Below are 1,498 nucleotides of genomic sequence, written 5' to 3'. Positions count from 1 at the left end.
GCCCCGTACGGTGTCGCGCACCCAGCGGGCCGCGTCCGCGGGTGGTCCGGCGGCGGCCGGACGCTCCAGCAGCCGCACCCAGACGCTCTGTTCGAGGTCGGCGGGGTCGAGCCCGGCGGCCGGCGCCTCGGCCCTCGCCTCCGCACGCACCAGAGGTTGTAAGGCACGGACGACGAAGGCGGTGGAAGCGGACGGGCCGAGGTCGTGATCGAGAAGCGTCATGTACCGGCGGACGTGCCGACGACGGCCGCAGGTTGCCCCGGCGGCGCGGCACCACCCGACCGGGGCATACGGGGGCGGGCGGCTGACGGCGCACCCCTGGTACGAGAGGCGCACCCTGGTACGAGAGGCGCGCCGCGGGTACGAGAGGCGCGCCGCGCCCGCCTCCGTACCGGGTCAGCGCCCCGCGAAGTCCGCCGCGGCGAGCAGGGCCGTGTCCGGGTGGTCGGCGAAGATGCCGTCGATACCGGTGGCGAGGTAGGCGGCGCAGGCGCCGAACACGTCGCCGTACGCGTTGGGGTCGGTGCCGCGCCGGAAGTCGGCGGGCAGGAAGCTGTTCTCGTTGCGCAGCGTGTACGGGTGCAGCCGCAGGCCCTTGGCGTGCGCGTCCCGTACCAGCGTCGTCGGGGTGGTGAGCCGCCCCGAGGCGTCCTTGGGGATGACGAGGTCGAGGGTGGGGCCGATGCCCTGGGCGAAGGAGGCCATCCACGCCAGACCGGCGGGCTTCACCAGGTCGGCGACGGTGCGCGGGTCGCCCGACTCGACGAAGTCCCAGGGGCGCTCCTTCGGGCCGGACAGCAGGACGATGCGCGGGGTGTCGACGAGGCGCGCGAGGCGCTGGACCGAGCCGGGCTCGAAGGACTGGAGGATGAGCGCGGAGTTCCTGCGGTCCCGGCCGTAGCGGCGCAGCAGCCGGGCGAGCGGCTCCTCCAGGCCGAGGCCCAGCTTGCGGAAGTAGGTGGGGTGCTTGGTCTCCACGTACAGCCAGACCGGCTTGGAGCGCTTGCGGCCCTCCTTCTCCGCCCAGCGCAGCACCTCCTCGAAGGTGGGGATCGTCCAGCGGCCGTCGTAGAGGGTGTTGTCCGGCCGGGTGCCCGGGATGCGCTCCTTGGCCCGCAGGGTCTTCAGCTCGGCGAGGGTGAAGTCCTCGGTGAACCAGCCGGTCAGGGAGACCCCGTCAATGCTCTTGGTGGTCCTGCGGCCGGCGAACTCGGGGTGGTCGGCGACGTCGGTGGTGGCGGTGATGTCGTTCTCGTGGCGGCAGACGAGGTGGCCGTCCTTGGTCGGCACGAGGTCCTGCTCGACGATGTGCGCACCCATGTCGAGGGCCAGCTGGTAGGAGCCGAGGGTGTGCTCGGGGCGGTAGCCGCTGGCTCCTCGGTGGCCGATCACCGTCGGCACGGGCAGATCGCGCAGCGATCCGTGGCCGCCGCCGTGGCCGCGGCCCCGCTCGGCCGCCTCGGCGGTGGCGGGCAGGCCCAGGGCCGCGGTACCGAGG

General features: G+C 73.8%; 1 protein-coding gene and 1 pseudogene. Both read right to left on the bottom strand.

Translation table 11 applies throughout. The features are described from left to right. A pseudogene (locus CR470_RS41015) lies at positions 1–222 on the bottom strand (sigma-70 family RNA polymerase sigma factor); the annotation flags it as partial. 174 nt (positions 223–396) lie between these two features. Then, on the bottom strand, positions 397–1,498 hold a 1,102-nt coding region (locus CR470_RS37890), incomplete at its 5' end, for a glycerophosphodiester phosphodiesterase (protein WP_107489555.1).

The sequence above is a fragment of the Streptomyces sp. rh34 genome, assembly GCF_002551245.1.
In the GTDB taxonomy this organism is placed as follows: Bacteria; Actinomycetota; Actinomycetes; order Streptomycetales; family Streptomycetaceae; genus Streptomyces.
The sequence above is the reverse complement of the archived record's forward strand: the minus strand, read 5'-3'. Positions and strand labels throughout refer to the sequence as shown.